This window comes from Pseudooceanicola sp. NS-SX9 (genome assembly GCF_057380705.1).
Map to the genome: position 1 here is coordinate 147,928 of NZ_JBXXRN010000002.1, position 26,056 is coordinate 173,983.

Annotated in this window: 24 protein-coding genes and 3 pseudogenes; 15 read left to right on the top strand and 12 right to left on the bottom strand. The window is 66.4% G+C overall.

Annotated features, from left to right (window positions below; all coding sequences use genetic code 11):
- Position 1 precedes the first annotated feature (1 nt).
- Positions 2 to 1,615, top strand: a complete 1,614-nt coding sequence (locus AC2ITM_RS17610) for a glycerophosphodiester phosphodiesterase family protein (protein ID WP_486469744.1) — start codon at positions 2 to 4, stop codon at positions 1,613 to 1,615.
- Positions 1,616 to 1,866: 251 nt separating this feature from the next.
- Here AC2ITM_RS17610 and AC2ITM_RS17615 read toward each other — a convergent pair whose 3' ends face one another.
- Together AC2ITM_RS17615 and AC2ITM_RS17620 are read right to left on the bottom strand one after the other, a co-directional pair.
- On the bottom strand, positions 1,867 to 2,094 hold the full coding sequence (locus tag AC2ITM_RS17615; protein ID WP_486469771.1) for a hypothetical protein: 228 nt from the start codon (positions 2,092 to 2,094) through the stop codon (positions 1,867 to 1,869).
- Entirely contained in the window at positions 2,076 to 2,429 is a 354-nt protein-coding gene (locus tag AC2ITM_RS17620; RefSeq protein ID WP_486469745.1) for a transposase, read from the bottom strand. Before AC2ITM_RS17620 ends, AC2ITM_RS17615 begins: the two co-directional genes overlap by 19 nt.
- Positions 2,430 to 2,600: 171 nt before the next feature.
- On the opposite strand from AC2ITM_RS17620, the gene AC2ITM_RS17625 reads away from it, so the two are divergent.
- The 3 genes from AC2ITM_RS17625 to AC2ITM_RS17635 all read left to right on the top strand — a co-directional run bounded on the left by AC2ITM_RS17625 (position 2,601) and on the right by AC2ITM_RS17635 (position 7,548).
- On the top strand, positions 2,601 to 3,761 hold the full coding sequence (locus AC2ITM_RS17625) for an ABC transporter substrate-binding protein (RefSeq protein WP_486469746.1): 1,161 nt from the start codon (positions 2,601 to 2,603) through the stop codon (positions 3,759 to 3,761).
- A gap of 97 nt (positions 3,762 to 3,858) precedes the next feature.
- Positions 3,859 to 6,468: a methyl-accepting chemotaxis protein gene (locus AC2ITM_RS17630; RefSeq protein WP_486469747.1), complete on the top strand. Its 2,610-nt coding sequence runs from the start codon at positions 3,859 to 3,861 to the stop codon at positions 6,466 to 6,468.
- A gap of 321 nt (positions 6,469 to 6,789) precedes the next feature.
- Complete coding sequence (locus tag AC2ITM_RS17635; RefSeq protein WP_486469748.1) at positions 6,790 to 7,548, top strand: IclR family transcriptional regulator; 759 nt, start codon at positions 6,790 to 6,792, stop codon at positions 7,546 to 7,548.
- Between the two features lie 25 nt (positions 7,549 to 7,573).
- Here the strand turns inward: AC2ITM_RS17635 and AC2ITM_RS17640 are convergent, their stop codons facing one another.
- Entirely contained in the window at positions 7,574 to 8,962 is a 1,389-nt protein-coding gene (locus AC2ITM_RS17640; protein ID WP_486469765.1) for an FAD-binding oxidoreductase, read from the bottom strand.
- A 223-nt stretch (positions 8,963 to 9,185) separates the two neighbouring features.
- Between AC2ITM_RS17640 and AC2ITM_RS17645 the strand changes: the two genes are divergently transcribed.
- The 7 genes from AC2ITM_RS17645 to AC2ITM_RS17675 all read left to right on the top strand — a co-directional run bounded on the left by AC2ITM_RS17645 (position 9,186) and on the right by AC2ITM_RS17675 (position 16,313).
- Positions 9,186 to 10,199, top strand: a complete 1,014-nt coding sequence (locus AC2ITM_RS17645) for a TRAP transporter substrate-binding protein (RefSeq protein ID WP_486469749.1) — start codon at positions 9,186 to 9,188, stop codon at positions 10,197 to 10,199.
- Between the two features lie 121 nt (positions 10,200 to 10,320).
- Positions 10,321 to 10,830 carry a TRAP transporter small permease gene (locus AC2ITM_RS17650; protein WP_486469750.1) on the top strand — a complete coding sequence of 170 codons (510 nt, stop codon included), beginning with the start codon at positions 10,321 to 10,323 and terminating at the stop codon, positions 10,828 to 10,830.
- The gene (locus tag AC2ITM_RS17655; RefSeq protein ID WP_486469751.1) at positions 10,827 to 12,110 is read left to right on the top strand and encodes a TRAP transporter large permease; all 1,284 of its coding nucleotides are present in this window, start codon (positions 10,827 to 10,829) and stop codon (positions 12,108 to 12,110) included. The genes AC2ITM_RS17650 and AC2ITM_RS17655 overlap by 4 nt, the downstream gene beginning before the upstream one ends.
- A gap of 16 nt (positions 12,111 to 12,126) precedes the next feature.
- Complete coding sequence (locus AC2ITM_RS17660; protein ID WP_486469752.1) at positions 12,127 to 13,041, top strand: acetaldehyde dehydrogenase (acetylating); 915 nt, start codon at positions 12,127 to 12,129, stop codon at positions 13,039 to 13,041.
- An 11-nt stretch (positions 13,042 to 13,052) separates the two neighbouring features.
- A complete protein-coding gene (gene dmpG, locus AC2ITM_RS17665; protein WP_486469753.1) occupies positions 13,053 to 14,087 on the top strand; it encodes a 4-hydroxy-2-oxovalerate aldolase in 1,035 nt (344 codons plus the stop codon).
- A gap of 133 nt (positions 14,088 to 14,220) precedes the next feature.
- The gene (locus tag AC2ITM_RS17670; RefSeq protein ID WP_486469754.1) at positions 14,221 to 15,396 is read left to right on the top strand and encodes an L-rhamnonate dehydratase; all 1,176 of its coding nucleotides are present in this window, start codon (positions 14,221 to 14,223) and stop codon (positions 15,394 to 15,396) included.
- A 2-nt stretch (positions 15,397 to 15,398) separates the two neighbouring features.
- Positions 15,399 to 16,313, top strand: coding sequence for a dihydrodipicolinate synthase family protein (locus AC2ITM_RS17675; protein WP_486469755.1), 915 nt, complete (start codon positions 15,399 to 15,401; stop codon positions 16,311 to 16,313).
- Between the two features lie 159 nt (positions 16,314 to 16,472).
- On the opposite strand, the pseudogene AC2ITM_RS17680 reads toward AC2ITM_RS17675, so the two are convergent.
- Together AC2ITM_RS17680 and AC2ITM_RS17685 are read right to left on the bottom strand one after the other, a co-directional pair.
- A pseudogene (locus AC2ITM_RS17680) lies at positions 16,473 to 16,766 on the bottom strand (IS66 family transposase zinc-finger binding domain-containing protein); the annotation flags it as partial.
- The gene (locus AC2ITM_RS17685) at positions 16,681 to 16,899 is read right to left on the bottom strand and encodes a hypothetical protein (RefSeq protein WP_486469756.1); all 219 of its coding nucleotides are present in this window, start codon (positions 16,897 to 16,899) and stop codon (positions 16,681 to 16,683) included. The pseudogene AC2ITM_RS17680 and the gene AC2ITM_RS17685, both read right to left, overlap by 86 nt.
- A gap of 59 nt (positions 16,900 to 16,958) precedes the next feature.
- Here AC2ITM_RS17685 and AC2ITM_RS17690 point away from each other — a divergent pair.
- Positions 16,959 to 17,150: pseudogene (locus AC2ITM_RS17690) on the top strand (hypothetical protein); the annotation flags it as partial.
- A 1,191-nt stretch (positions 17,151 to 18,341) separates the two neighbouring features.
- Here the strand turns inward: AC2ITM_RS17690 and AC2ITM_RS17695 are convergent.
- From AC2ITM_RS17695 to AC2ITM_RS17715, 5 genes and pseudogenes are all read right to left on the bottom strand, one after another.
- A complete protein-coding gene (locus tag AC2ITM_RS17695) occupies positions 18,342 to 20,453 on the bottom strand; it encodes a phage tail protein (protein ID WP_486469757.1) in 2,112 nt (703 codons plus the stop codon).
- A gap of 81 nt (positions 20,454 to 20,534) precedes the next feature.
- Positions 20,535 to 20,963 carry an HK97 gp10 family phage protein gene (locus tag AC2ITM_RS17700; protein WP_486469758.1) on the bottom strand — a complete coding sequence of 143 codons (429 nt, stop codon included), beginning with the start codon at positions 20,961 to 20,963 and terminating at the stop codon, positions 20,535 to 20,537.
- Positions 20,960 to 21,787, bottom strand: coding sequence for a phage head completion protein (locus tag AC2ITM_RS17705; RefSeq protein WP_486469759.1), 828 nt, complete (start codon positions 21,785 to 21,787; stop codon positions 20,960 to 20,962). Before AC2ITM_RS17705 ends, AC2ITM_RS17700 begins: the two co-directional genes overlap by 4 nt.
- Positions 21,784 to 21,975 (bottom strand): hypothetical protein, encoded by a 192-nt coding sequence (locus AC2ITM_RS17710; protein ID WP_486469760.1) that lies wholly within the window; start codon positions 21,973 to 21,975, stop codon positions 21,784 to 21,786. The genes AC2ITM_RS17705 and AC2ITM_RS17710 overlap by 4 nt, the downstream gene beginning before the upstream one ends.
- A gap of 46 nt (positions 21,976 to 22,021) precedes the next feature.
- Positions 22,022 to 22,540 (bottom strand): annotated as a pseudogene (locus AC2ITM_RS17715) (phage major capsid protein); the annotation flags it as partial.
- Positions 22,541 to 22,606: 66 nt separating this feature from the next.
- On the opposite strand from AC2ITM_RS17715, the gene AC2ITM_RS17720 reads away from it, so the two are divergent.
- The 3 genes from AC2ITM_RS17720 to AC2ITM_RS17730 all read left to right on the top strand — a co-directional run bounded on the left by AC2ITM_RS17720 (position 22,607) and on the right by AC2ITM_RS17730 (position 24,374).
- Positions 22,607 to 23,539, top strand: a complete 933-nt coding sequence (locus tag AC2ITM_RS17720; protein ID WP_486469761.1) for an IS5 family transposase — start codon at positions 22,607 to 22,609, stop codon at positions 23,537 to 23,539.
- A gap of 142 nt (positions 23,540 to 23,681) precedes the next feature.
- Positions 23,682 to 24,029, top strand: coding sequence for a hypothetical protein (locus AC2ITM_RS17725; protein WP_486469762.1), 348 nt, complete (start codon positions 23,682 to 23,684; stop codon positions 24,027 to 24,029).
- Between the two features lie 48 nt (positions 24,030 to 24,077).
- Positions 24,078 to 24,374 (top strand): tyrosine-type recombinase/integrase, encoded by a 297-nt coding sequence (locus tag AC2ITM_RS17730; protein ID WP_486469462.1) that lies wholly within the window; start codon positions 24,078 to 24,080, stop codon positions 24,372 to 24,374.
- Positions 24,375 to 24,874: 500 nt separating this feature from the next.
- Here AC2ITM_RS17730 and AC2ITM_RS17735 read toward each other — a convergent pair whose 3' ends face one another.
- Both AC2ITM_RS17735 and AC2ITM_RS17740 read right to left on the bottom strand, forming a co-directional pair.
- The gene (locus AC2ITM_RS17735; RefSeq protein ID WP_486469463.1) at positions 24,875 to 25,393 is read right to left on the bottom strand and encodes a hypothetical protein; all 519 of its coding nucleotides are present in this window, start codon (positions 25,391 to 25,393) and stop codon (positions 24,875 to 24,877) included.
- Positions 25,394 to 25,673: 280 nt separating this feature from the next.
- Positions 25,674 to 26,030, bottom strand: a complete 357-nt coding sequence (locus AC2ITM_RS17740; RefSeq protein WP_486469464.1) for a hypothetical protein — start codon at positions 26,028 to 26,030, stop codon at positions 25,674 to 25,676.
- Between the last annotated feature and the right edge of the window lie 26 nt (positions 26,031 to 26,056).

Sequence of the window (26,056 nt, forward strand, 5' to 3'; positions counted from 1 at the left end):
GATGCGCCCCCGCAGCACCCGTATCGTGGCCCATCGCGGCAGGCTTGGCCCCGACCAGCCCGAGAACGCCGCCGCATCGCTCTCGGCCTGCCTGGCCGCCGGGCTTTCGTGGATCGAGGTCGATCTGCGCGCCTCGGCCGACGGAACGCTGTGGCTGCTGCATGACGAAACCCTTGACCGCACCACCAACGGCGCCGGTCCGATCGCCGCCGTGCCCGATGCCAAGCTTGCCTCGGTCCGGCTGACCGAGGCCGACGGCACCCCCGGCGCCGACCGGATGCTGCGCTTTGAGGATGCGCTGGCGCGGCTGGCCCCGTCCGGGGCCGGTCTGCTGCTGGATTTCAAGGCCACCCCGGTCGAGGCCGTCATCGCCGCGCTGTCCCGTCATGGCATGGGCCGGCGCGCGATCCTGCTGACCTTCGACCGTGCCACTGCCGCCCAGGCGCTGGCGCTGACCCACGACAGCACCGTCGCCGTCCGCATCGGCAGCCTTGAGGATCTGCAGCACTATGCCGGGCTGGGCCAGACGGCGCGGCTGGCCTTCTATGTGCCGCAGGCCTCGGACCTGCTGCTGTTTCGCGCCGCTGCCACGCTGGGCCCGGTGATCAGCGATGCCCATCTGGTGGTGCTGGACGGCGCGCTGGATCTCAGGGCCGCGCGCCAGGGGCCTGCGCTTTATGCCCGCTTCTGCACCGAGCGTCCGCTGGACTATCTGGTCACCGACTATCCGCTGACGGCCGGCCGGGCGCTGGCCCGGGGCCGGCCGCTGCTGCGCCTGACCGACCTGCGGATCACCTTGGGTGAAACCCAGCTGGTGCGGGGCATCGACCTGCAGATCGCCCAGGGCGAGGCGCTGGCGCTGGTCTCTGAGGATGGCGGTGATGCCGCGCTGGTGGCCCGTGCCATCGCCGGGCAACTGCCGCCACCCGCCCGGATCACCGGCCAGATCCGCCTGGAAGGGACCGAGGCGGGGGCGCCCGGCCTGCGGGTGGCCCTGGCCGGGCTGGCACCGCGAAACGCAGGTTCCGCCGCCGAGCAGCTGGAGGCCGCCATCCGCCATCACACCGGTGCCGCCGCCGACAGCGCCCGGCGCACCGCCCGCAGCCTGATGGACCAGCTGGGCCTGGACATGGCGTTGCGCGACGCCGCCGTCCTGCCGGAGGACATCCGCCAGCCACTGGGCCTGGCGCTGGCCCTGGCCGGGCGCCCTGACCTGCTGATCGCCGAAGACCCCGGGCCCGGTGCCGATCCGACGCAGCGCAGCCGGATGCTGGTTCTGCTGCAGCGCCTGCGCGACCGGATGGGGCTGGCGCTGCTGCTGGTGGGGCGCGACCTGGGGGTCGCCGCCCAGCAGACCGAGCGCATCGGCATCCTTTGCGGTGGCCGCCTGGTCGAAGATGCGCCCCCCGCACGCCTTTTCAGCGCTCCGCGGCATCCGCTCAGCGCGGCACTGCTGCGGCCGAACGGGGGGACCCTGCCGCCGCCGCGCCCCGGCAGCACGCCGCCCAGGGGCTGTGCACTGGCCCTGCGCTGCCCGCGCGTCCAGCCGCGTTGCCACGACGGGGCGCCGCCGCTGCTGCGCGGCCTCGCCTGCTGGAACCCCCTGCCCGCCTGACCCCTTTGTCACGGGACAAGTGCGCACAACAGTGTCGTGCGGTGACGGCATAGCGCGCCAGAGCCACCTTCGGCCCCACATATTCAGCAGTCACGGGCGACAGTTTCTCGGTGGCGTTTGTTGGGCGGTGGCGTTTGTTGGGCGGGGGCGTTCATCGGGAAGGTCCCGCCTCGCCAGCACCGGCACACCGTCGGCGGGCGCGGCGCGGATCTTGCGGCAGCCGATCGACAGACCACCGATGGTGCCCGCCGTCATTCGCGCATGGGCCGCGCGCGCCTTGCGCCATCGCGCACTGGCAGCCCCTTGTCCGAAAGGCTCTTCGCGTTCCCGGCCAGATCCCGCACGTCAACGGGCTGGCCCGGGCTGTGCTGCCAGAAGAGGTGGATCCTGCGCCCCTCGGATTTCGCATGGATCAGCCCCTCGACGAAGGCGCCGGATGTCACCCGGTCACCGTCCCGTTTCACATGGCCCAAGACCAAGGCAGGGTCCCTGAGGACGCCCTTGCCGGACGGCTCCTTCTGTTCGAACGCAGGCCCACGAGCCAACGAAACAGAAGGTTGCACTCGGTCTGTTCCAAAGAGTGCTGCCCGGATCGGATCGAAAGGAGGATCTGACGCCGGCTGGCCCGGATCAGCCGATCCGGTGCGATGGAGGGACGCCCCGCCCCGCCACAGAGCCGGTCGAGCGCGCAATCAGGGACCGCAGCATCATTGACGACCATTCCGATCCCGGGCCGGGGATCCCGCAGCAGCCTGCGCGACCCAGGACCGGACCGGCTGAACAGCGATCCTGCAATCCCGGCCGATCCGTGCATCGCCACATCTGTCCAGTGGTGTCGATGACGCCTCTTCCATGAAGGGCGTCGGGGCCAGGGTGCTTCAGTATCTTGTTAGGGAAGGAGGGAGACTCTTGAACTGGCCTAAGCTTCTGGAAAGGAAATTCATGCATAGCCTGCTTGCGATGCACTTGTCGGAAGGACCCTGCAATGATGAAGCACGTATTTGGCGTGGCCTCTCTGCTCGCCGTCGCGGCCCTGTCCCCCGCCCATGCGGAGCAGGGAATTACGGATACCACCGTCACATTCGCCCAGGTCGCCGCCTTCGATGGCCCCGCCGGCGCACTCGGCACCGGGATGCGTCAGGGGATCGAGGCCGCCTTCGACGAGGCAAACCGAAAGGGGGGGGTGAACGGACGGACGATCGCGCTCGACACTTATGACGACGGGTACGAGCCCGACCGCTCGATGACCGTGGTCCGCGACGTGATCGAGGGTAACGCCCATATCGGCCTCATCGGCCCCGTCGGCACACCCACCTCGCAGGCGACGCAGCCCCTGGCCACCGCCGCCAACCTGCCCTTCATCGGCCCCTTCACCGGCGCCGGTTTCCTGCGTGACCCGGCGCTGAAGAACGTGGTCAACATCCGGGCGACCTATGGCGCGGAAACCGCAGTCTGGATCGACCACCTCGTCAAGGATCTGGGCCTTGAGCGGATTGCCATCCTCTATCAGGACGATGGCTTTGGCCGTGTCGGCCTGGACGGCGTGACCGCCGCCATGGAAAGCCACGGCATGACCCTGGTGGCCCAGGGCACCTACACCCGCAACACCGTTGCCGTGAAGACCGCCCTTTTGGCCATCCGCAAGGCCGATCCACAGGCCGTCGTCATGGTCGGCGCCTACAAGCCGATCGCCGAGTTCATCCGCCTGGCGCACAAGATGAACATGTCGCCGGTCTTCGTGAACATTTCCTTCGTGGGGTCCGATGCCCTGGCCGCCGAACTGGGCAGCGAGGGGGAGGGCGTCATCATCAGCCAGGTCGTCCCCTTCCCCTGGGATGACAGCCTGCCGCTGGTCGGTGCCTATCACGCAGCCCTGACCGCCGCCGATCCGGCCGCCAAGCCCGGCTTCGTCTCGCTGGAAGGCTATATCACCGGTCGCGTCGCCATCGCCGCGCTGGACGCCGCGGGCAGAGACCTGACCCGCGAAAGCTATCTTGCGGCCCTGCAAGGGCTCGGCACCCTCGATCTGGGCGGGTTCACCCTCACCTATGGGCCGAATGACAACCAGGGATCGGACGTCGTCTTCCTGACCAAGATCCAGCCCGACGGCAGTTTCACGCCCGTGCCTGTCGGCCAAGGCGGCTGAGCCCGGGCATCGCGGGCGCGCCCGCGCGGTCCCCAGCAAATGGGCGCCGGTCCCAGGGCCGGCCCCGGACTTCGGTACAGAATGGATGAGCTTCAGGATGGATGTCTTCGGTAGCGTACTCGCACGCCTGGTCGTGGTCCTTGGCGCGATGGCGGCCATGACCGTGGCTGCTGTCGTCGTCGGCTGGAACGTGTTCCAGTCCGTTGCGACGGAGGTCGGAGACCTCAGCGCGGAAAGATTGCCCCAGCTGGAACAAAGCGCGGATGTCTCGACCTCCGCCCAGGAGATCGGCCGCAACCTCTCGGACCTGCTCGCCGCCGTGGATCTTCCCGCCCTGCAGCAGATGCAGTCCGAAACGAGCGGGATCATCGCCACGGCGCAGGAGCGTATTGCGAAGCTCGCGCCAGAGGCCCGCAAGGACCTGCAGCCTGCGCTGCAGCGCGCCGGCCAGGCGCTGGCGGATCTCGCTGCCGAGCGGCAGGCGCAATTCCTGCGCGGAGACGAGATCGCCGCTGCAGTCGAACGTGCCACCGATCTTGATGCCGAGCTTTCCGCCGCCCTGGCGACGGCCGCCGATGACGCCTACTTCGAGCTGGCAATGAACGGCGAGGCCACCATCGAAGGTGTCGACCGGCGCCTGACAGAACTGGTCAGCCGCGACGTGGCCCTATTGTCCGCCACCCAGCAGGCCCGGGCAGAGATCAACCTGATCAGCGGCCTGGCCCTGGCCGCCGTGCGCACCAGTGACAGCGCCACCCTCTCGATCCTCCGCGATCTGGCGCTCTCTTCCTCGCGCTCTCTTGATGTCCTCACCGAACAGCTGGTCGCCGATCCCGGCACCCAGGCCGCTGCTCAAGCAGTCAATTCGACCCGCGACGGCATGGCCGCTGCCTTCGAGCCCATCCCCTTCAGCCGCAAGCCCGACATCCGCGCGCTTCTCGAACTGCGCCGCAGCGCCGATACGGCGCTGGCGACGGCGCTTGACGACATCTCTTTCGAGCTTGAGATCCAGACCGAGGACACGAAATCGAGCAATTCCGGCGCAATCCGCAGGCTCCTGGATGACCAGGTGACACGGATCATGGAGATCGGCACCCTCGACAGCGTCGCCAAGGCCTTCTTCGCAACGGCGCTCCAGGCCTCTCTGGCCCGCACCCCCGAGGAACTCGCCCGCCGCGGCGATGACCTGGCCCAGGCCGCCGCGCATCTGCGGGACCTCCAGAAAGGCGAAACGCCCGAGCTTCAGGCCGCCATCGAAGCCATGCTTGGCCTCGCAGATCCCGACACCGGCGTTCCCCAGACCCGCGCGGCGGCCCTGGATGCCACGGCGGATGCCCTGGAGGCAGAGCGCACGGCCACCGAAACCGTGGCGGAAATCCGCAACCGCATTGCGGCCTACAGCCGGTCTGCCCGATCCGCGATCGGTGTCGCGGCAGGATCGATCGAGGCCAGCATCACCAGTGCCAGGGCCACCATGTCCCTGATCGGCATTCTCAGCCTCGCCCTCTTTTGCGTGCTACCCGTGCTGACCTGGCTCATGGTCGTGCGCCCGCTCAACCGCATTACCCGGACCACCGAACGCCTAGCGGGCGGTGATCTTGCGGAGGTCACTGGCCTTGCGCGCAGTGGCGAGCTTGGTCGCCTGGCCAGGGCACTGCAGATCTTCCGGGACGGTGCGTTGGAACGCAAGACGCTGCAGGAGACCGAGGAAAAGGTCGCCCGGGAGCGCGCGGAAGAACAAGAGCAGGTTGTCGGCGCCCTGGCCATGGGCCTCAAGAAGTTGGCCTCCGGAGACCTCACCCACGAGATCCACGACACCTTCCCTGGCGCCTATGATGCCCTGCGCAAGGATTTCAACGACGCGATCAATACACTCAGCCAGGTCGTGCACCAACTGTCCACATCGACCCTTACGATCTCACACAGTTCCCAGGAGATCGCCCGTGCCGCCGCAGATCTGTCGCGCCGCACGGAATCCGACGCCGCAACCCTCGGGGAATCCGCCGCCGCCCTGGAAGAGCTGACCAGCTCCGTCGCCTCGGCCGCCAGCGGCGCTTCCAAGGCCAATGAGCTGGTCGGCTCGGCCCGGCGCAGTGCCGAAACCAGCCGTGGTGTCATGACCGAAGCCGTCGCCACCATGGGCAGCATCGAGGATTCCTCAAAGCAGATCAGCCGCATCACCGCCGTCATCGACGACATTGCCTTCCAGACCAATCTGCTGGCGCTCAATGCCGGGGTCGAAGCGGCCCGGGCGGGGGAGGCCGGGCGAGGCTTTGCCGTTGTTGCCCAGGAGGTGCGCGCGCTTGCCCAAAGAGCTTCCGAATCTGCCAGCGAAATCAATCGGATCATCGGCCAATCCACGTCGCAGATCGCCAGTGGCGTCAGCTCGGTGGGCCAGGTCGGCAAGGCGCTGGAGACGATCATCGCCTCTGTGGTGGAAATCGCGGATCACGTCGGCAATATCGCCACCTCTTCCGGCGAGCAGTCCCGTGGCATCGGCGAAATCAACCAGGCGGTTGGCCAGCTCGACAATGCCTCTCAAAAGAACGTCGCCATGTTCGAAGAGACGACGGCCGCCTGTGCCGCGCTTGAACAGGAAGCCCGGCAACTGTCGGCAGTGGTGGATTGCTTCACGGTCAATGGTTCCGCTGGCGGCGATACCACCTGGTCCGCAGGACAACATGGCGCGCCCTCCCAAGTTGCCTGAACACGCGGATGCGGAACGGTCGTGGTGATCGCTGTCAGATGGCAGGCCAGGCTCTGGGAGCCACTGAAATGCGACGGGGGACTTCGCGGTATCGTGGCGGCATGGCTACGGACCCGGCCGTGAAGGTTGCCGGTCAAGGACAATGACGTCTTTTTGCCATGGAAATGCACGCGCATCTTCGTGGCGCCCCATGGATCGGGTTCAAAGCGGTCCTGTCGGATCACGTCGTCCAAGCCGGCGGGCGCTGCGTGAAGCTTGTGGAGTTCGGGGTACATGATGCTATGACAGGCCAAACCTGATACAGAACGTGAGCAAATCGCCTTGGCAGATGACAGGCCGCAGAAAAGCCAAACCCTTGTCCGCGGGCTGGATGTCATCGAGGCCGTCGCCCGCGGTGCGACCTCGCTCAACGATATCGTCCGCCTGACCGGCATGACCTACAGCACCACGCACCGTTTTGCCGCCGTTCTGGCCGAGCGCGGTTATCTGCGCAGCCCGCGCGGACGCGAATATGAACTGGGCCCGAAGCTGATCGAGCTGGGCTTTCAGGCCTATGGAGAGATGGACCTTGTCCGCATCGCCCACCCCTTCCTGGCCGCCCTGTCCGAGGAGAGCAGCGCGACGGTCCATCTGGGCATGCGCAGCGGCCCCGAGGTGGTCTATCTGGACAAGATCCAGGGCAATCGCCCGGTCGAGATCAATTCGCGGATCGGGGGGCGCCGGCCGCTGACCTCGACCGGCATCGGGATGGCGCTGCTGCTGGATTGTGACACCGCCGAGCTGGAGGAGGTGCTGGCGGAAAACCGGCGGGCGCGCTCCGGCGACACCGACCCCGAGACCTTCCGCCAGCGCATGGAGGACTATCGCAGCGGCGGCTACGCGCTGGATCTGGGCGATGACAGCCCCGTCATCCGCTGCGTGGCGGCCCCCGTGCGCGATCCCCTGGGCCGGATTGCCGCGGCCATCAGCCTGTCGAGCGCCATCACCTACATGCCCGAGGACCGCATCCGGGCCCTCATCCCGGTGGTCAAGGCTGCGGCGCAGCAGATCAGCCGGGAAATCGGCTATCTGCCGCGCTGAGCAGCCGCGCCCCCTGCCGCTGCCCCTACAGAACCTTGCCGGGGTTCAGCAGCCCCTTCGGATCCAGCGTCGCCTTCAGGCTGCGCAGCAGCGCCAGCTCCTCGGGGCGGCGGCTGTAGGACAGCCAGGGCTTCTTGTGCAACCCGATGCCATGCTCGGCCGAGACCGATCCGCCGAAGTCGCGCACGATGCCGTAGACGATGGTTTCCACGGCCCGTTCCGAGGCGCCGTAGCGGTCCATGTGGCCGGTGACAAGGTGCAGGTTGCTGTCGCCCGCATGGCCGAAATACAGCTGCACCAAACCGGGAAAGGCCGCATCCAGCGCCGCGCGCATCTGCGTCACGCAATCCCCCAGACGCGCCAGCGGCACCGAGACATCGAAGCTGATCTTCGGCTTATAATGGATCAGAAGCTCTGAAATCGCATCGCGCAGCGCCCAGAAGCTGTCGACCTCGCGTGCGTTCTGCGCCACCACTGCATCCAGTAGCAGCCCCGCCTCGAAGGCGGTTTCCAGCATCGCCTCGAAGGTGGGGCGGTCGGCCTCGGGGTCGGGGCCCAGCATCTCGATCAGCACGTAGACGGGATGGTCCGGGGCCAGCGGCGCCCGCAGCCCGCCCTGCTCGGCGGCGGCGCGGTAGTAGTCGTTCCACATCAGCTCAAAGGCCGACACCCGGCTGCTGAGCGTTCGCTGCGCCATCCGCAGCAGCGCCAGCGCCGCGTCAAAGCCCGGCACCGCGACCAGCGCCGCATTGGCCCCCGCCACCCCGGGATGCAGCCTGATGATGGCGCGGGTGATGATCCCCATCGTCCCTTCCGAACCGATGAACAGCGGTTTCAGATCCATCGCCGCGTTGTTCTTGGGCATCCGGTTCATCATGTCCAGAACCGTGCCATCCATAAGCACGACCTCCAGCCCCAGCACCAGATCGCGCATCATGCCATAGCGCAGCACCCGGTTGCCGCCCGCGTTGGTCGCGATGGCCCCGCCGATCTGGCACGATCCGCGCGCCCCCAGATCCAGCGCAAAGAACATCCCCGCTTCGGCTGCGCGCTGCTGCACAATTTGCAGCGGCACGCCCGCCTGCACGGTCATCAGCCCCGAGGCCAGGTCCACCTCCTCGATGTCGGCCATCCGGGACAAGGACACCAGCAGGCAGCCCTCCGAGGCGACAGCGCCCCCGGCAAGGCCGCTCAGCCCTCCCTGCGGCACCACCGGGATGCCATGGGCGCAGCAGTAGCGCAGGATCGCCGAAAGCTCGGCGGCCGAGCGCGGCGCGACATGGGCCAGCGGTCGGCCGCCCTGTTCGCCGCTCCAGTCGCGCAAGGCCGCCAGATCCAGCTGGTCGCCCGCGCGCAGGGTCTCTGCGCCCGGCAAGGCCCGCAGCCCGGCCAGCAGGCCCCCTGCGCTTGCCATATCGGTCAATGTCGATTGCTGCCCGGACACCGGATGCTCCTTCCCTGAAATCGCCTGTGCAATTTCTCATATGTTGCAAAGTAAATCTAGTATTTGACAAATTGAGCGGAAATTACTAGCCCTGAATGACAGTGTGTATCGGTAGGGAGCCGATCCGCCGTCCCGGACCGCCACCCGATCTGCATCGGGCGGGGAACGGGTTCTTGTTCAGGGAGGAGACCCCATGCGTTTCGAAAAGCTCTCCGCGCTGATGCGCGGTGCGATGGCGGCTGGCCTGATGGCAGGCGCCGGACTGATGGCGGGCCCGGCTTCGGCCGATCCGCAGATCCTGCTGCGGGTGGGGCATTCGTCCTCGACGACCAGCACCGGGCAACATGCGCTGGAACTGCTGAACCAGCGCCTGCAGGAGCGGACCGACGGCCGGATGGGGCTGCAGATCTTCCCCAACAGCCAGCTTGGCGGCGAACGCGAGCAGATCGAGTCGATCCAGCTGGGCAACCTTGACATGGCCTTCGTCTCGACCGCGCCGGTGGCGAGCTTCGACAAGGATTTCTTCGCCCTCGACCTGCCCTTCGTGTTCCGCAACCGCGACGAGGTGTTCCGCGTTCTGGATGGCGACATCGGCCAGCAGCTGCTGGGCGGGCTGCAAAATGTCGGGCTGGTGGGCCTGGCCTTCTGGGAAAACGGCTTTCGCCAGCTGACCAATTCCAAGCACGAGATCCACACCCCCGCCGACCTTGCGGGGATGAAGATGCGCACCATGGAAAACGAGGTCCATATCGCCGCCTGGCGCGAGATCGGCGCCAACCCCTCTCCGCTGGCCTTCTCGGAGCTGTTCACCGCCCTGCAACAGGGGACCTTCGACGCCCAGGAGGGCCCGATCAACCTGTTCTACGACATGAAGTTCTACGAGGTCCAAAAGTACATCACCCGCACCAACCACCTGTATGGCGCCTGGGTGCTGCTGATGAACCCCGACAGCCTGGCCAAGCTGTCGGAGGGCGACCGCAAGATCTTCCTGGATGCAGTGGCCGAAACCACCAGGGACCAGCGCGCCATGGCGGTCGAGGCCGATGAAAAGGCCATTGCCGCGATGCCCCAGGTGACGATCACCGATCTGACCCCGGAAGAGATCAAGCAGTTCTCGGACAAGATGGGCCCGATCTACGATCTGGTGCGCAAGAAGGCGGGGGCGGATCTGGTGAACCGCGTGATCGCCACTGCCCAGGAAGAGTAACCCGTCATCCCGGCGTCCGCCCCCCCCCTGCGGCGGGCGCCTCCTTCCCCGGATCCCGGCGTGACCTCCTGCCTTGTTCCGAAGGCGGTCGAGGCCCCGGTCCTGCCCGAAAGGATGTCCGATGAAATTTCTCGATGAACATGTCGAAGAGGCGCTCGTCGTCCTGCTGCTGGCCGCGATGAGCGTGCTGATCGTGATGCAGGTCATCATGCGCTATGTCTTTTCCGCTTCGCTGACCTGGTCGGACGAGGCCTCGCGCTACTGCTTTGTCTGGATGACCTATCTGGGCGTGTCCTACGGGGTGAAGCACGGTGCCCATGTCAACGTGACCGCCGCGGTCGACCTGCTGCCGCCGCGCTTCCACCCCTGGTTCCGCATCCTGGCCACCCTGCTGACCGGCGTCTTTGCCATCCTGGTGGTCTGGCAGGGCTGGTTCCTGGTGCAAAAGCTGCTGCGCTTCGGCCAGAAATCCTCGTCCCTCGGCATCCCGATGGCCTGGGTCTACCTGGCCCCCGTCAGCGGCTTCTTCCTGGTGCTGATCCGGCTGATCCAGAACCTGTGGGCCGACATCCGCGCCCTTGGCCGCGAAACCGCGGCCGAGCCCGCCGCCACCGAAGGAAGCCCGTCATGATCTCGCTGTCGCTTTTCGGCCTCTTCGGGCTGTTGCTGGCGGTCGGCACGCCGATTGCGATCTCGCTGGGGCTGGCCTCGACCGCGGCGCTGGTGATCTCGGGGAAGGTGGGGATCAACTTCGTGCCGCAGGGCCTGGTCACCGCCATCGACAGCTTTCCGCTGATGGCCGTCCCCTTCTTCATCCTGTCCGGGGAGCTGATGGGCCAGGGCGGCCTGTCGCAACGGCTGCTGAACACCGGCAAGATCTTTTTCGGGCGCTACAGCGGCGGGCTCGCCATCATCGCGGTGGCGACCTGCGTGTTCTTCGCCGCGATCTCGGGCTCGGGGCCGGCGACGGTCGCGGCGATCGGCGCGATCCTGTTTCCGGCGATGGCACGCGAAGGCTACCGGCCGGCGTTCTCGGCCGGGCTGGTGGCCTCGGCCGGCAGCCTGGGCGTGATCATCCCGCCCAGCATCCCGATGGTGATCTACGCGACATCGGCCAATGTCTCGGTCACCAAGATGTTCATGGCGGGGATCATCCCGGGCTTGCTGATCGGCGTCGCGCTGATCGTCTACGCCTGGTGGCAATCGCGCAAGGAAGGCCAGGTGCCGCAGGCCGAACGCATCACCCCGCGCCAGGCCCGCGACATCCTGTGGGATGCGAAATGGGCGCTGCTGGTGCCCGTCATCATCCTGGGCGGCATCTACGGCGGCGTCTTCACCCCGACCGAGGCCGCGGCCATCGGCGTGGCCTACGGGCTGCTGATCGGCCTCTTCGTCTACCGCGAGCTGAAATGGGCCCAGCTGTACAAGCTGTTTGCCAGTGCCGCCCTGACCACCGCGACGGTGATGCTGATCGTCGGCACCGCCACCATCTTTGGCCGGGTCCTGGCGATCGAGCGGATCCCGGTGATGCTGGCGGATCTGGTCACCTCGACCGTCAGCAGCCCGCTGCTGCTGATGCTGCTGCTGAATGTCCTGCTGCTGATCATCGGCACCTTCATGGAGACGCTGGCCGCGATCATCATCATGACGCCGATCCTGCTGCCGCTGGTCACCGCCGTCGGCATCAGCCCCGAGCATTTCGGCATCGTCATGATCGTCAACCTGGCAATCGGGATGGTGACGCCGCCGGTGGGCGTCAACCTGTTCGTCGCCTCGCGGATCGCGCAGATCTCTCTGACCGAGGTGGTCAAGGGCGCCATGCGGCCGCTGGTGCTGCTGCTGATCCTGCTGCTGGTGATCACCTACATCCCGGCGCTGTCGCTTTGGCTGCCATCCCTTTTCGGAATGTAATTCAAGAGGTTCTACCATGGAACGCAAACTTCGGGCGGCCTTGATCGGCCCCGGAAACATCGGCACCGACCTGCTGATGAAGATGCAACGCTCTGCCTGGATCGAACCGGTCTGGATGGTCGGGATCGACCCCACCTCGGAAGGGCTGGCGCGCGCGCAGGCGATGGGGATGAAGACCACCGCCGAAGGTGTCGACGGGCTGCTGCCGCATGTGCTGGCCGATGACATCCGCATCGCCTTCGACGCGACCTCGGCCTATGTCCATGCCGAGAACTCGCGCAAGCTGAATGATCTGGGGGTGCTGATGGTCGATCTGACCCCCGCCGCCATCGGCCCCTACTGCGTGCCGCCGGTCAACATGGCCGACCATGCCCGCCGTCTGGAAATGAACGTCAACATGGTGACCTGCGGTGGCCAGGCGACCATTCCGATGGTGGCCGCGGTTTCGTCCGTGCAGCCCGTCGCCTATGCCGAGATCGTCGCCGCCGTCGCCTCGAAATCCATCGGGCCGGGGACGCGCAAGAACATCGACGAATTCACCCGCACCACCGCCGGCGCGATCGAGCGCGTGGGCGGCGCGAAACGCGGCAAGGCGATCATCATCGTCAACCCCGCCGAGCCCCCCCTGCTGATGCGCGACACCATCCACTGCCTGACCGAAGGCACGCCCGATCAGGACGCCATCCGTGCCTCGGTCGCGGCCATGGTCCGCGAGGTGCAGACCTATGTGCCGGGCTACCGGCTGGTGAACGGGCCGGTCTTCGACGGCAACCGCGTCTCGATCTATGTCGAGGTCGAGGGCCTGGGGGACTTCCTGCCCAAATATGCCGGCAACCTGGACATCATGACCTCGGCCGCGCTGCGCACCGCCGAAACCTTTGCCCGCGACGTGGCGGCAGGCGTCGTCACCCTGCCCGCCCGCGCCGCCTGAGGAGCCCCCCCATGACCATCGAGAACCGCAAGATCACCCTGCATGAAATGAGCCTGCGTGACGGGATGCACCCGATGCGCCACCAGATCAGCAAGGCGCAGATGGTGGCGGTGGCGCAGGCCGCCGACCGCGGCCGGCTGCCCTGGATCGAAGTCACCCATGGCGATGGCCTGGGCGGCGGCTCGGTCAATTACGGCTTTGGTGCGGAAAGCGACCCGGACTATATCCGCGCGGTGCGCGACGCGGTGCGCCACACGCGGATCTCGGCGCTGCTGATCCCCGGCATCGGCACCGTCGACGACCTGCGCGCGGCGATGGATGCCGGGATCTCGGGCGTGCGCGTCGCCACCCATTGCACCGAGGCCGACACCGCCGAACAGCACATCGGTTTCGCCCGCAAGGCCGGGCTGGATACGGTGGGCTTCCTGATGATGGCGCATCGCGCCGATGTGGACCGGCTGGTGGCCGAGGCGCTGAGGATGGAAAGCTACGGCGCGGGCTGCGTCTATTGCACCGATTCCGCCGGCTACATGCTGCCCGCCGACGTGACCGCACGGATCGGGGCGCTGCGCGACGCCCTTTCCCCCGAGACCGAGCTGGGCTTTCACGGCCACAACAACCTCGGGATGGGGATCGCCAATTCCGTCGCCGCGGTCGAGGCCGGGGCGAACCGCATCGACGGCGCGCTGGCGGGGCTGGGCGCAGGCGCGGGCAATGCCGCGACCGAGGTCCTGGCCGCGGTCTTCGAACGGATGGGCGCCGACACCGGCACCGATCTGTTCGCGCTGATGGACGCCGCCGAAGAGCTGATCCTGCCGATGATGCAGCGCCCCGTGCGGGTTGACCGCAGCTCGCTCATCCTGGGCTATGCGGGGGTCTACAGTTCGTTCCTGCTGTTCGCCGAACGGGCCGAGGCGCGCTATGGCGTGCCCGCGCGCGACCTGCTGCTGGAACTGGGGCGGCGCGGCATGGTCGGCGGTCAGGAGGACATGATCGAGGATCTGGCCCTGACCATGGCGGCCGAACGGGCGAAACCCGCCGCCTGACCTCCTTGCCCCCCTCGGGGGCACCGCCCCCCCTTCCCACGCATCCCCCCCGGGCGCCGCCCCACCGCGGCGCCCGGCCGTCAGCCCTGTCTGCCCCGGCCCCAGGCCCGGACCCGCACCAGAAAGGTATCCCATGACCAAGATCAAATCCGTCCGTGCCCGCGTCTGGACATGGACCGGCCCCACCGTGCCGCCCGCCGGGCATTTCTGCACCAATGCCTCGGACATCATCCACCGCGGCGGCGATGCGATGGACAGCTTCCGCTTCCACCAGTGGCTGACCGTCGAGATCGAGACCGATGACGGCACCGTGGGCATCGGCAACGCGGCCCTGGCGCCCGCGCTGGTCAAGAAGGCGATCGACGACTGGTTCGCCCCCCTCGTCATCGGCGAGGATCCCTTCGACTACGCCTATATCTGGGAAAAGATGTACCGGCGCAGCCATGCCTGGGGCCGCAAGGGCATCGGGATGACGGCGATCTCGGCCATCGACATCGCCATCTGGGACCTGATGGGCAAGCTGGTGGGCAAGCCGGTCTTCAAGCTGCTGGGCGGGCGCACCAAGGAAAAGATCCCGGTCTATTACTCCAAGCTCTATTCCGGCCCCGTCGAGGCGATGCAGGCCGAGGCCGAGGCGGCCAGAAAGAACGGCTATCAGGCCTACAAGATGCGCTTCGGCTGGGGCCCCAAGGACGGCATGGCCGGGATGCGCGAGAACCTGCGCCGCGTCGCAGCCGTGCGCGAGGTGATCGGCTATGACGCCGACCTGATGCTGGAATGCTACATGGGCTGGACGCTGGACTACACCCGGCGGATGCTGCCGAAGCTGGCGCCATACGAACCCCGCTGGCTGGAAGAGCCGGTGATCGCCGATGACGTCGCAGGCTATGCCGAGCTGAACGCGATGAACATCGTGCCGATCTCGGGCGGCGAGCACGAGTTCTCGGTCATCGGCTGCAAAGATCTGATCGCGCGCAAGGCGGTTTCGGTGCTGCAATACGACACCAACCGCGTCGGCGGCATCACCGCCGCCCAGAAGATCAACGCCATCGCCGAGGCCTTCCAGGTGCCGGTCATCCCCCATGCCGGGCAGATGCACAATTACCACCTGACGATGGCCAATGCGAACTGCCTGATCTCGGAATATTTCCCGGTCTTCGATGTCGAGGTCGGAAACGAGCTGTTCTACTACATCTTCGAGGGCGACCCGGATGCGGTCGACGGCTTCCTGCAGCTCGACGACGACAAGCCGGGCCTCGGGATCTCGATCAGCGACAAGCACCTGCAGCATTTCCGCATCGAGGACTGAGCATGACCACCCAACTGACCGGCGCCTGGCCCGTTGCGCCCACCCCCTTCCTGGCCGATGGGCAGCTCGATCTGCCGGGGATGCGCCGGGTGCTGGATTGCATCATCGACCAGGGGGCGGACGGCGTCTGCATCCTGGCGAATTTCTCGGAGCAGTTCCTGATCTCGGATGCCGAGCGCGAGACCCTGACACGGCTGTCGCTGGAGCATGTCGCGGGCCGGATCCCGGTGATGGTGACGATTTCGCATTACGCCACGCCCATCGTGGTCGAGCGCGCCCGGCTGGCCAAGGCGTGCGGCGCGGGATCGGTGATGATGATGGCGCCCTATCACGGGGCGCTGATGAAGGGCACGGCCGAACAGACCTATGCGCAATTCGCCCGCGTGGGCGAGATAGGCATCCCCATCGTGGTGCAGGATGCGCCGCTGTCCGGGGTCGATCTGCCGGTCGATCTGCTGGCCCGCATGGCGCGCGAGATCGAGATGGTCCAGCATTTCAAGATCGAATGCACCGGCGCCGCGGTCAAGCTGCGCGGGTTGATCGCGCAGGGCGGACCGGCTGTGGTCAGCCCGATGGACGGCGAGGAAGGCGTCACCATGCTGGCCGATCTGGATGCCGGGGCGGTGGCGACGATGTGTTCGGCCATGGTGACTGAACATATCCGCGCGGTGGTGCTGGCGCATCGCAGCGGTGATCGCGACCGCGCCGTGGCGGGCTATGGCCGCCTGCTGCCCGCCGTGCAACACGAGAACCGGCAATGCGGCTTCCGCGCCGCCAAGGCCGCAATGGTCGAGGGCCGGGTCTTCGGATCGGATTTCTGCCGCCATCCGGTGCCCCCCCTGCCCCCCGAAACCCGGGCCGAGCTGCTGGGGCTGTTGCGCCCGCTCGATCCGATCTCGATGCGATGGGGGCACTGAACACAGTCTTCACGTCAAAGGGCCGCTCCCCGGATCGACCATCCGGGCTGCGGCCCGGCCTGCATGCTGAGGCGCGTCTTCGGGATCGATGCTGGCGGGGCACCAGTCCGACTTCGGCGTGGAGTTCTGCCGGTTCGCGTCAGCCTGGATGATACTGGCGTCCGCGGCGACCGCCTGGGTGAGCCCATCCGAGCAGGTACGGCAGGCATACTTCGGCTGGATGTCGACCAGCACACGAAGCTGCGCCGGGATGATGTCGAGGCGCTCGGTGCGGTCCTCGCCAATCCGATGCATGCGGCCGCAGCCGCGTCGCCATCGTCGCTCGGACCGATGGCGCGACAATGGCGACCAATCGAGGCTGGCTGGATCAATCACACGCTCGATGCGTGGCAAGCCCGCAGGCAGATGGCCGAGGTTGCGCTGTCGTGACCGGCGCGGCGCCGTGGTTGCTCCTTGCGGGTCTCGCCCTCGGCGACGGCGGTTTCGCTCGCCTTTGTCGCTCGGACCAATGGCGCGACAACGGCTCGCCCTCAAAGGCCAGCTGCCGGGCATCATCGCTCAGCTTCTCGGACCGCTTGCCATGCACGACATGGTTCAGCTCGGCAATCCCTTCGCATCCTCATCGGTTGCGAGACCAGCGGAATCATGCGTCGCGCCTTTGCGGCCCGTGGCCATGATGTCTGGTCCTGCGACCTCCTGTCTTCAGAAGACGGCAGCAACCGCCACATCACCGGCGACATCCGCGACCACCTGAACGACGGCTGGGACCTGATGGCCGTCATGCACCCGCCCTGCACAAGGCTCTGCAACAGCGGTGTCCGCTGGCTGCATGTCCCGCCGCGCGGCAAGACCCGCGCCCAGATGTGGGCCGAACTGGACGAAGGCGCGGCCCTCTTCGCCGCCTGCTGGCACGCCCACCCGGATGCCCCGGGTGCGCACCGGCAGGATGCCGCAGAACAGCGCCCCGACCGGCGCCACGCCGCTGCCATCCACCGCGATGTCAAAGGTATGCGGGATCCGCGTCGGGTTGCCCTCGACCGCATCGGGCCGCCCGTCCACCATCAGCACCGGCGCCAGCCCGGTCATCACGCCCACCCCATAGCTGCCGCTGACCGGATCGGTGTAATCCACCGCAAAACCGGCGGTGGCCTTCAGCAGCGTCCGCTCGCCGCCCTCGATGCCGCAGGTGCCGAGCACCCGCAGCGTGCGGCTGACCAGATAGGTGACGTTCTCCAGCAGGCCGGTGCAGCCGTAGCAGGCGATATAGGCGGCCCAGGCCTCCAGCGCGGCGATGTCGTCGGTCACGCCGTCGCCCAGGGCCCCGAAGGCGCTGGCCGCCACCCGCCCCGAGGCGGGGCGCACGAAGAACAGCAGCACGCCGCCCGGGCTTGCCAGGTTGTAGCCCTCCGGGGCGCTGGCCGGGTCGAAGGCCGCGCTGCCCAGCGGCAGGACCAGGAAGCTGTGGCCCTCCTTGCGGGTCCGCACATATTGGCCCGGGCTGACCTGGCCCGCCGATCCGGTCGCGTAGGTCATCGCCGTATCCGCCAGGATCGCGGCGACATCATCCTGCCAGACGCCTTCGTAGAGCGCCGCCTGGGTCGCGGCCAGCGCCGCCGCCGTGGCATCCGCCGTGGCCGCCTGCGCCGCCGCCAGCGCCTGCGCCAGCGCGTCGGGTTGGGTCGAGGGGGCGTAGGACGTGGCCAGCAGCTCGGCCAGGCTGAAGGGCCCCGCGCCCGAGAGCGCAATCGGACCGATGGACAGGCCGCGCAGCTCGCCCATCTCGTCCCACCAGACGTAAGAGACGTCATAGGGCGTGCCCGCCGCGCCCGAGGCGGTGCGGAACAGCGTCACGTCGATGGCGCCCTCGGTGATCGGAGCCATGACCGGGCCATGCATCACCAACGCGGCGCCCTCCTTGTCCCAGCCGCGCAGGGTAAAGACCACCTGCCCGGTGGTCGCGGCGCTGCCATCGGGCAGCACGACGGGGCCGGTGACCCGGGTTTGCGATACAGCCATGACGGCCTCCGTTTACGAGATAAGGACCTGGACCGGCCCGGCCCGCGTCCCCGCCAGCCCCGAGCGGTTGATCGCCTCGGCCCAGTAATACTGTGCCCCGGCGCCGGGGCCGGGATCGGTGAAGGCATCGGCGACGCTCGCGGTGCCGTATTCCACATGGATGGCCGAGGCCTCCGTGAAGTCCGGCGTGGTGGCTTCGTCATAGCGCGCCCGCCAGATCCGGGTGGCGAAGTAATTGGCATCGTTCGGCGCCGTCCAGGACAGCGCCACGTCCGATCCATCCGCCACCGCATCGAAGCCCGAGATCGCCCCGGGCGCGGTGGTATTGGCGATGGCCGTCACCGCCACGGGCACCTCGGGGAACCAGTCCCCGACGCGGCCGGCCCCGGTCTGGTTGCGCACCTGCGCCTGATACTGCGCGCCATCGATCAGGCCGGTCGCCACCCAGCTGGTCTGACCTTCGGTGAAGGTGTAGATCTGCCAGTCCACGCCCGCATCCGAGGACATGATCCGCACCTGCTGGTGCAGGCTGGCATCGGCCGCGTCCCAGCTCCAGCGGATCGCGGCCGCGCCATTGCCCGTCAGCACCGCGCCTGCGAAGCCGGTCTGATCCGCCACGCTATCGTCGCTCTGGACCTCGGCATAGGCGGGCCGCTGCGGTTCCTCGGTGGCGGCATCGAAGGCAAAGTCGGCCTCGGTCACAGAGCGCGCCTCGATGTCGAAGGTCAGCCCGTCCTCGTTGATCTGCAGCTTGCCGATCTCGAAGACCGCATCCAGCTCCAGCTCCGGGTGCACCACGCGAAAGACCCGCTGGCCGATCAGCTCGAAGCCAATCAGCTTGACCGTCCCGCTCAGCGACCATTGCGCATGCTCGACCAGGGCGCGGCGCTTGTTGATGCGGCTGGCCTGGTTGTGCGAGGTGATCGGATAGACCTGCAGCTCCGAGGCCACGCGCGGCGCGGTCGCGTCCTGCACCCAGACGCCCGAGGGCGTTTCCTGGTAGCGGTTCAGCGGCTCGACATACTTGACCGTATATTGGCTGTTGGCCCCCAGATCCGCGCCCGCCTCCAGCGTCAGGCTCAGGAAATCCCCCGCTTCCAGCGTCACCTCCGGATCAATCCAGCGCCCGACCTTGAAGCCGACCTTGCCGTCGGGCCGCTCGTAGACGAAGCAATCCCCCGCCGCGATGACCTCGGCGCAGATGTCGTCCCAGGCGGCATCGTCGGTATAGGTCCGGTTGAAGGTCCATTTGCGCTGCGTGGTGCCTTCGGCATTGGTCACCAGGACGTCGCAGGCCTCGGCCTCCTCGGCCACCTCATCCCAATCCACCCCGGCGCCCAGGTAATGGACGATCTCATGGGCGAAGCAGAGCGCGAGGTTATCGGCCCATTTGGCCGTGCCGTCGCGCGGATCAAGGATCTGGTCGTTCATCTTCCAGACCGGCGCATAGGCCCAGATGTCGCCATCGGGATAGACCGTCGTCAGATCCGAGACCTTCACCCGCCGGGCCCAGAGATGCGCGCCGGAGAGCTGCGCAAAGTCGAAGGCGTCGGTGATCTCCGGGAAAGCCCCCATCAGCACCGCATCGGCCGCCTGCCCGGCCTGGCCGGTAAAGGGGCGGATATTGCCATAGCCCGCCATGGCGTCGGTGGTGACATTGCCCGCGGCATCGATCTCGACCTCGCGGTCCGAGAGGTACTGCGTCACCGGCCCCGCCGTCGAATGCGCCGCCACCAGGATGGTGTAATGGCGCCGGTTGTCCTTGAACCCGGTGTAACCAAAGACCCCGCCCGCCCGTACGGTACCGTAGCCGCGCTGCATGTAGCTGATCGGCTGGGCATAGTTCTGCAGGGTGCTGGCATAGGGGTTGCTGGTCTTCGCCGTCAGCTTGCCCGCCACATAGGCCAGCCCCTGCGCCAGCAGCGCCTGGCCGAGGAAGTTCGTCGTGGCGATGGCCGCCGTCGCCAGCGCCGCGCTGCCGATGTACCCGGCATAGAGCGTCGCGGCGCTGGAGGCCGCATAGGCCAGGGCCACGAAGCCCGTTACGGGATCCGCGTGCGCCGGGGCCGGGATCGCAGTCGTCCCAAGCAGCAGCGCCAGGATCAACCCCTTACGGATCGACATAGTTCATACCCCATGCTGCGATAACCTCGACCAGCGCCGCATCGCGGGTGTGCACCCCGCCGCCGCGCGCCCCTTCCGTCTTCATCGCCCAGGCGGAGCCAAGGCAGATCCCGCCGACCGAGACCGCCCGCCCCGCATCGACGCACCGCAGCACCGCGATGTCGCCCTTCTGCGGTGCCTCGCTGCGCGCCAGAGCACCACCGCCGGGTTCACCGCCTTGCCCGCTCGCCGCGCCGCGATCGAGGCCTTGACCGCCTCGGCCTTGCTGCCGCCCTTGCGCAGGGTCGCGGCATAGGCCGCGTTGCCGACCTCGCCCACGAAGCGCGTGCTGATCTTCATCCCACCCTTCAGCGTGCCGGTCCGCTCGGGCGCCTTCTGCTCGGCCAGCGCGCGCATCGGTTCGGCCGCCTTGGCCATGGCCCGGCGCATCACCGCCTTACGGGTGGATTTCTTGGCGATTTCGTTCAGCGCCTGTTCGAGGTCCTTCAGGCCCTCAACCTTCACCTTCATGTGTCGATCCTCGCGGTGGCGGTGATTTCGAGGAAGCGCCGCCGGTCAAGCTGGCGGATGCCGATGATGGACCAGTCGCGCCCGTCGTGGCGGATCCGGTCCTGCGCCGTGATGCCCCGGGTGAAGCTGCTGGCGCGCAGGGTGAAGCGAGCCGTGACCTGGGCATAAAGCGTGCCGGCCGCCGCGGCCTCCCTTGCGCTGACGTCCTGGCGACCCGACCAGATCGGGGTGCCGTGGGCCTCGAAATCCCCCGGGCGCTCGGTAAAGCCGTCGTCGATCACCGCGGCCCGCAGGATCTGGATGCGCCGGTCAAGCTGTCCCGCGGCGCTCATGCGGAGCGCCAGCGCAGCGGCGCGATGACCGTGGCGAAGGCCAGGGGCAGCTCGGCCGCCCCCCCCGGCCGCAACCGCCGCCGGGTTGTCGAACCAATGCGCCACCAGCAGCTTGATGGCGATCTTCACCAGATCCAGCCGGTCTTCGGGCAGCGCGCAGGTGAAGCGCAGCGTCGCGGCATCGCCGGTGGTGACGCGCGCCATCCCGGCGCAGTCCTGCCAGTCCAACGCGGTGCCCTCTTCATCCGTCACCGCGCTGACATCGGGCAAAGGCAGCGTCCAGGTCCCGGCCCGCGGCACCCGGATCTGCCAGACCTGTTCCCCGATACAGCGGCCGAGGATGCCGCGATAGCCGTCCATCAGCGCCACGGCCGACAGCTCCAGCGCGGTCAGGATCGGTTCGCTTTCCGCATCATCGACCCGCAGATGCGCCTTCAGATCCTCCAGCGGCACGATGGGCGCGGCCGGCGCCGTGATCCGAACCGGGGTCATCCGGCATCACCCGCGCGATCCGGGCGCGGCGCCTTGACCTCTTCCGGCGCATCCCCCTTGGTCTCGGGGACCACCAGGGTGCCCGCGCGCACCAGATGCGCAACGTCGCTGGCCTCGGCCAGCCGTTCATCGCCCTTTTCATAGGTCCGGTCCCCGATAGGACGGCGCATCACCTTGAACGTCTCCATCTGCCTCTCCGATCATGAGGCGGGGGCCATCGGCCCCCACTGTCCATCAGGCGACGAAGCCGAGGTCGCCGGTCACGAAGGCCTCGGGGCGGTAGACCGCCAGCGCCAGCCGTTCCTCGGCCAGGATCGTCACCAGGTTCTTCGTGAAGTCGTCGTTCTCGTAGCCGGTCTCGATGCGCGCTTCCCAGCGGTCGAAGACCTGGGCGCCCAGCTGGAAGGCCCCGGTCAGGAAGCTGTCGGCGGCCATGGCCTGGGTCGCCACCACCGGCAGGTTCCACAGCGTCGGCGCGATGACGCCCTGCGGATTGCCGATGATGTACCGGCCCTGGGCATCCTTGGTCAGCTCGATCCGCGCCCAGTCGATCGGGTTCAGCACGATGCCGGTGGCCGGGAATTCCGCCAGCGCCACCTGCAGGATCGACAGGCGCAGCGTGTCGATGGCGGTCTGGTCCTCCGGCACGAAGGCTGCAGCAAAGGCCGAGGCCTGCGGCAGGATCCCGGTCAGGTTCTGCCCGGTGCCATCGCCGTTCAGCAGCTGCCCCTCTTCCTTGTAGGCCAGGCCATAGGTCGGCGTTGTTGCACAAAGGGGCGAGGGATTCACCTCGCGAATCCAATGTAGTAGCCGGAAGGTATGAGCAGACCTCCGAAGACGACCTACAAGACCACCAACTGGCAAAACTACAATCAGGCGCTGAGGCAGCGCGGATCACTGACCGTTTGGTTCGATCCCTCGATGCATTGGGAAGCCATTCCGTCGGGGCGTCGCGGCCGTCAGCAGGCCTATAGCGACGCTGCGATCCAGGCCTGCCTCACCCTCAAGACACTCCTCGGGCTGCCGCTCCGCCAAGCGACCGGTTTCGTGGCGAGCCTGCTCGAACTGTCCGGGCTCGGCTGGTCCGTGCCGGACTTCAGCACTCTGTCACGTCGCCAGAAGACCTTGAACGTGACGATCCCGTATCGCGGTTCCAAGGGGCCGCTGCATCTGCTCGTGGACAGCACCGGCATCAAGGTGGAAGGCGAAGGCGAGTGGCACACGCGCAAGCATGGCGGCTCGAAACGAAGGGTCTGGCGCAAGCTCCACCTCGGGATCGATGAGGAAACGCTGGAGATCCGGGCAGTCGAGGTCACCTCCAGCAATGTCGGCGACGCGCCGATGCTGCCGGACCTGCTTGCCCAGCTGCCCCCGGATCAGGAGATTGCCACCGTTACAGCAGACGGTGCCTACGACACGCGCGCCTGCCACGACGCCATCGCTGACCGCGGTGCGGCAGCAATCATTCCGCCCCGCCGCAACGCGAGACCCTGGAAGCCGGACACGGCAGGAGCCCGAGCGCGCAACGAGATACTGCGGACGTCAAAGCATCTTGTCCGGGCGCTGTGGCGGAACTGGAGCGGCTACCACCGACGTAGCAGAGTGGAAATGAAAATGAACTGCGTAAAGCTACTCGGACAGAAGCTGATGTCCCGCGACTTCGACCGCAAGGTTGCCGAAGTTCAGATCCGTGCGGCGGTAATGAACCGCTTCACTGCCCTCGGCATCCCGGTCACCGTGGCACTGGGATAAGTGTGTCCGGAGAAAGGGGAACTGCGGTCATCATCTGATTTGTGCAACAGCGCCCGTCGAATATCACAACATCCAGCCGCTGCGGTCATCGGGGTCCTATCCGCTCTACAACCACCTGTTCCGCGCCACCAGCGGCGAGGGGATGCGGCTGCAAAGCGCCGAAATCCCGGCGGTGGTTCTGGATCTGCTCCTGGATCTGGATCGCTCATCCAGCGGCGCCAACCTGCCCAAGGGGTTGCTGATCGGGACCGGCGGGCAGGATGACAACACGCTGATCCTGTCGGCTGGCAATGCGGGCGGTGTCGGCGACAGCCTGGTCGAGATCTACAACGCCAAGAGCGGCGTTTTCCGACTGGCCATGCGGCTGAAGGCGTCAGGCGATCTGGAGCTGTTCACGGATGGCGCCGGGATCATCACGCGCCGCCCTGACGGCGGCGTGCGCAAGATCGCTGTCGACAACACCAACACGCTCACCGTGACAACGGTATGAGCGGAAATCGCCTGCTGCAACTTTCGGTGTCGCACACTGAAAAAATCCGTGTCCCGCTACACCGAGCGCGGGGATTACATCCTGGCCAAGAACGCCACCCAGCCCCTGGGCTATGACGCGGTCGAAAAGCGGTTCCGTGCCTGGCGCAGCGACCTGGGCGAACGCGCCCGCCCCTATGTCCTGCACGGGCTGCGCAAGCTGGCCATCATCGAACTGGCCGAGGCCGGCGCCACCGATGCCGAGATCCAGGCCGTCACCGGCCAATCCGCCGAGATGGTCGCCTTCTACCGTCGCAAGGCCAGCCGAAAGGCCCTGAGTCGCGCCGCCCAGAAGCGTCGGGAATGAACCGCGAACAAATTGAGAAACTAGGAGTGCACTCTGGGAGTGGCAGCGGGCCGAAATGGCGAATGCCCGCTAAGTTATTGGTACCCAAGGTCGGAATTCATTTTTCCAACATTTACAATTTAGTACGATAATTTCTGCGTAAAAAATGCGAGCGACGACATCATCTTTTTGTGTAGGTGATCCGCTTCGCCGCCCTCGCAGTGGACTGGGTCAGCATGGGTAAATTCTAGGCCCTCTCCAGTCCCCCCTGATTTTCTTGGGAAACTCATCAAAGCCATCGAATCGCAGAGCCGTGGTGCTCCGACAACTACAGATCCACGAATTTCCTAATTCCTCCGAAAACTTAGAATGTATGAGTGCGCAGGAACTCACTGAAGAGATGCAGCATCGTCAGAAAGTCGGGCGCACTCGCACGTACCGAAACGCGACGGCCCGCCTCACAACCAGACATCTGGGCCGGACCACAACTTGGACCGACAAGCGAGCTCGCCCCACCAAAATCAAGGAAGCAATGCCCTCAACATATCCTCTGCCCCCCAAAGGTCCTGCACTGGAAATCTCTTGCCCCAAAAAGTTATTTCTCCAGTAATCACCTCAACCTCTCCAAAATTTTCCTTAGCACTAATCATGCCCAAAGAAATTCCGATCAAATACGATGGGGGGAAGTGCCACACTCTACCCAATAACAATGCAACGCTATCAAAGCGAATTCTGGGATCAAGCTCCGCCTCATGCATCAATGGATTGCGCGCAAATTTCCAAATCGCTTCGGGTACGGAAATTCCGTTATAGGTACAGCCAGAAAAAACAGACCCAAGCGCAACCGCTGAGATGATATCCTCTTGGTCTGAAATAATGGCTTTGAAACGTGCGCTATTCCCTTTGTTTGGATAGCGTTTCCGTCCAGTCGCATCGACCGCCTGAAAGATGGACACAGCAGAAGATTCGTAGTCACCACTCTGTGCATCAACTAGAGCCTTCTTTATCCGACGACCGATACCGCTCAAATCATCACCCAATATAAGAAAGCCATCCCCATTCAAGCATTAGGTTTCACATGAATGACCTATAGAGTCAACCGACCTGCCAACCACGCCCCATCTTTGGAATAATATTTACCACTTCCATCTTTCAGATGATGTCTTCATCTCATGTTTTGCTTCAAGACCTAAATAGAGGCGAAATGTTTTTCAACCGAAGCGATTTTGCGAGCGTGCATTCGAGTCTACCAGCAGCATCTACGCACCGCTGCCCCCGCCCGGAGCGGGGGTGAAGGGGCGCGGACGCCCCCTCCCGGGATCAGGCCGAGGCGGTGCCCAGCACCTCCGTCAGCTTCGATCGGATCAGCTGCTGCAGCAGGCCATCGCTGGGCTGCAGGGTCGCCAGCGCGTCGGGCACGCTTTCCTTCACATAGGCCAGCACGGGGCCGTAGATCGCCGAGGGATTGTCGATCTTGCCATCCTTGGCGTAGTCGACCAGGGCGGCCTTCACCCCGCTCAGGATGGCGGAATGCAGGTCGGCCTGGGCCTTGGCCTGCAGGGTGATGCCCAGGTAGGCCTTGGCCTGCTTGGCGAGGTAAGCCAGCAGCGCGGTCATGACGGCGCCCAGCAGCGACAGGATCAGCGGCTGGGCGAGATTGAGAGCGATGGCGCTCATGTCGGTATCTCCGGAGATTTGAGGAA

What these genes read in the sequence shown, in the direction of transcription:
- AC2ITM_RS17720 (WP_486469761.1), top strand. Translation starts at nt 22,607, where the DNA reads ATGAGCAGACCTCCGAAGACGACCTACAAGACCACCAACTGGCAAAAC.
- dmpG (WP_486469753.1), top strand. Translation starts at nt 13,053, where the DNA reads ATGACCATCGAGAACCGCAAGATCACCCTGCATGAAATGAGCCTGCGT.
- AC2ITM_RS17645 (WP_486469749.1), top strand. Translation starts at nt 9,186, where the DNA reads ATGCGTTTCGAAAAGCTCTCCGCGCTGATGCGCGGTGCGATGGCGGCT.
- AC2ITM_RS17700 (WP_486469758.1), bottom strand. Translation starts at nt 20,963, where the DNA reads ATGAAGGTGAAGGTTGAGGGCCTGAAGGACCTCGAACAGGCGCTGAAC.
- AC2ITM_RS17675 (WP_486469755.1), top strand. Translation starts at nt 15,399, where the DNA reads ATGACCACCCAACTGACCGGCGCCTGGCCCGTTGCGCCCACCCCCTTC.
- AC2ITM_RS17725 (WP_486469762.1), top strand. Translation starts at nt 23,682, where the DNA reads ATGCGGCTGCAAAGCGCCGAAATCCCGGCGGTGGTTCTGGATCTGCTC.
- AC2ITM_RS17650 (WP_486469750.1), top strand. Translation starts at nt 10,321, where the DNA reads ATGAAATTTCTCGATGAACATGTCGAAGAGGCGCTCGTCGTCCTGCTG.
- AC2ITM_RS17705 (WP_486469759.1), bottom strand. Translation starts at nt 21,787, where the DNA reads ATGACCCCGGTTCGGATCACGGCGCCGGCCGCGCCCATCGTGCCGCTG.
- AC2ITM_RS17660 (WP_486469752.1), top strand. Translation starts at nt 12,127, where the DNA reads ATGGAACGCAAACTTCGGGCGGCCTTGATCGGCCCCGGAAACATCGGC.
- AC2ITM_RS17625 (WP_486469746.1), top strand. Translation starts at nt 2,601, where the DNA reads ATGATGAAGCACGTATTTGGCGTGGCCTCTCTGCTCGCCGTCGCGGCC.
- AC2ITM_RS17640 (WP_486469765.1), bottom strand. Translation starts at nt 8,962, where the DNA reads ATGGCAAGCGCAGGGGGCCTGCTGGCCGGGCTGCGGGCCTTGCCGGGC.
- AC2ITM_RS17610 (WP_486469744.1), top strand. Translation starts at nt 2, where the DNA reads ATGCGCCCCCGCAGCACCCGTATCGTGGCCCATCGCGGCAGGCTTGGC.
- AC2ITM_RS17630 (WP_486469747.1), top strand. Translation starts at nt 3,859, where the DNA reads ATGGATGTCTTCGGTAGCGTACTCGCACGCCTGGTCGTGGTCCTTGGC.
- AC2ITM_RS17695 (WP_486469757.1), bottom strand. Translation starts at nt 20,453, where the DNA reads ATGTCGATCCGTAAGGGGTTGATCCTGGCGCTGCTGCTTGGGACGACT.
- AC2ITM_RS17740 (WP_486469464.1), bottom strand. Translation starts at nt 26,030, where the DNA reads ATGAGCGCCATCGCTCTCAATCTCGCCCAGCCGCTGATCCTGTCGCTG.
- AC2ITM_RS17710 (WP_486469760.1), bottom strand. Translation starts at nt 21,975, where the DNA reads ATGGAGACGTTCAAGGTGATGCGCCGTCCTATCGGGGACCGGACCTAT.
- AC2ITM_RS17670 (WP_486469754.1), top strand. Translation starts at nt 14,221, where the DNA reads ATGACCAAGATCAAATCCGTCCGTGCCCGCGTCTGGACATGGACCGGC.
- AC2ITM_RS17620 (WP_486469745.1), bottom strand. Translation starts at nt 2,429, where the DNA reads ATGCACGGATCGGCCGGGATTGCAGGATCGCTGTTCAGCCGGTCCGGT.
- AC2ITM_RS17655 (WP_486469751.1), top strand. Translation starts at nt 10,827, where the DNA reads ATGATCTCGCTGTCGCTTTTCGGCCTCTTCGGGCTGTTGCTGGCGGTC.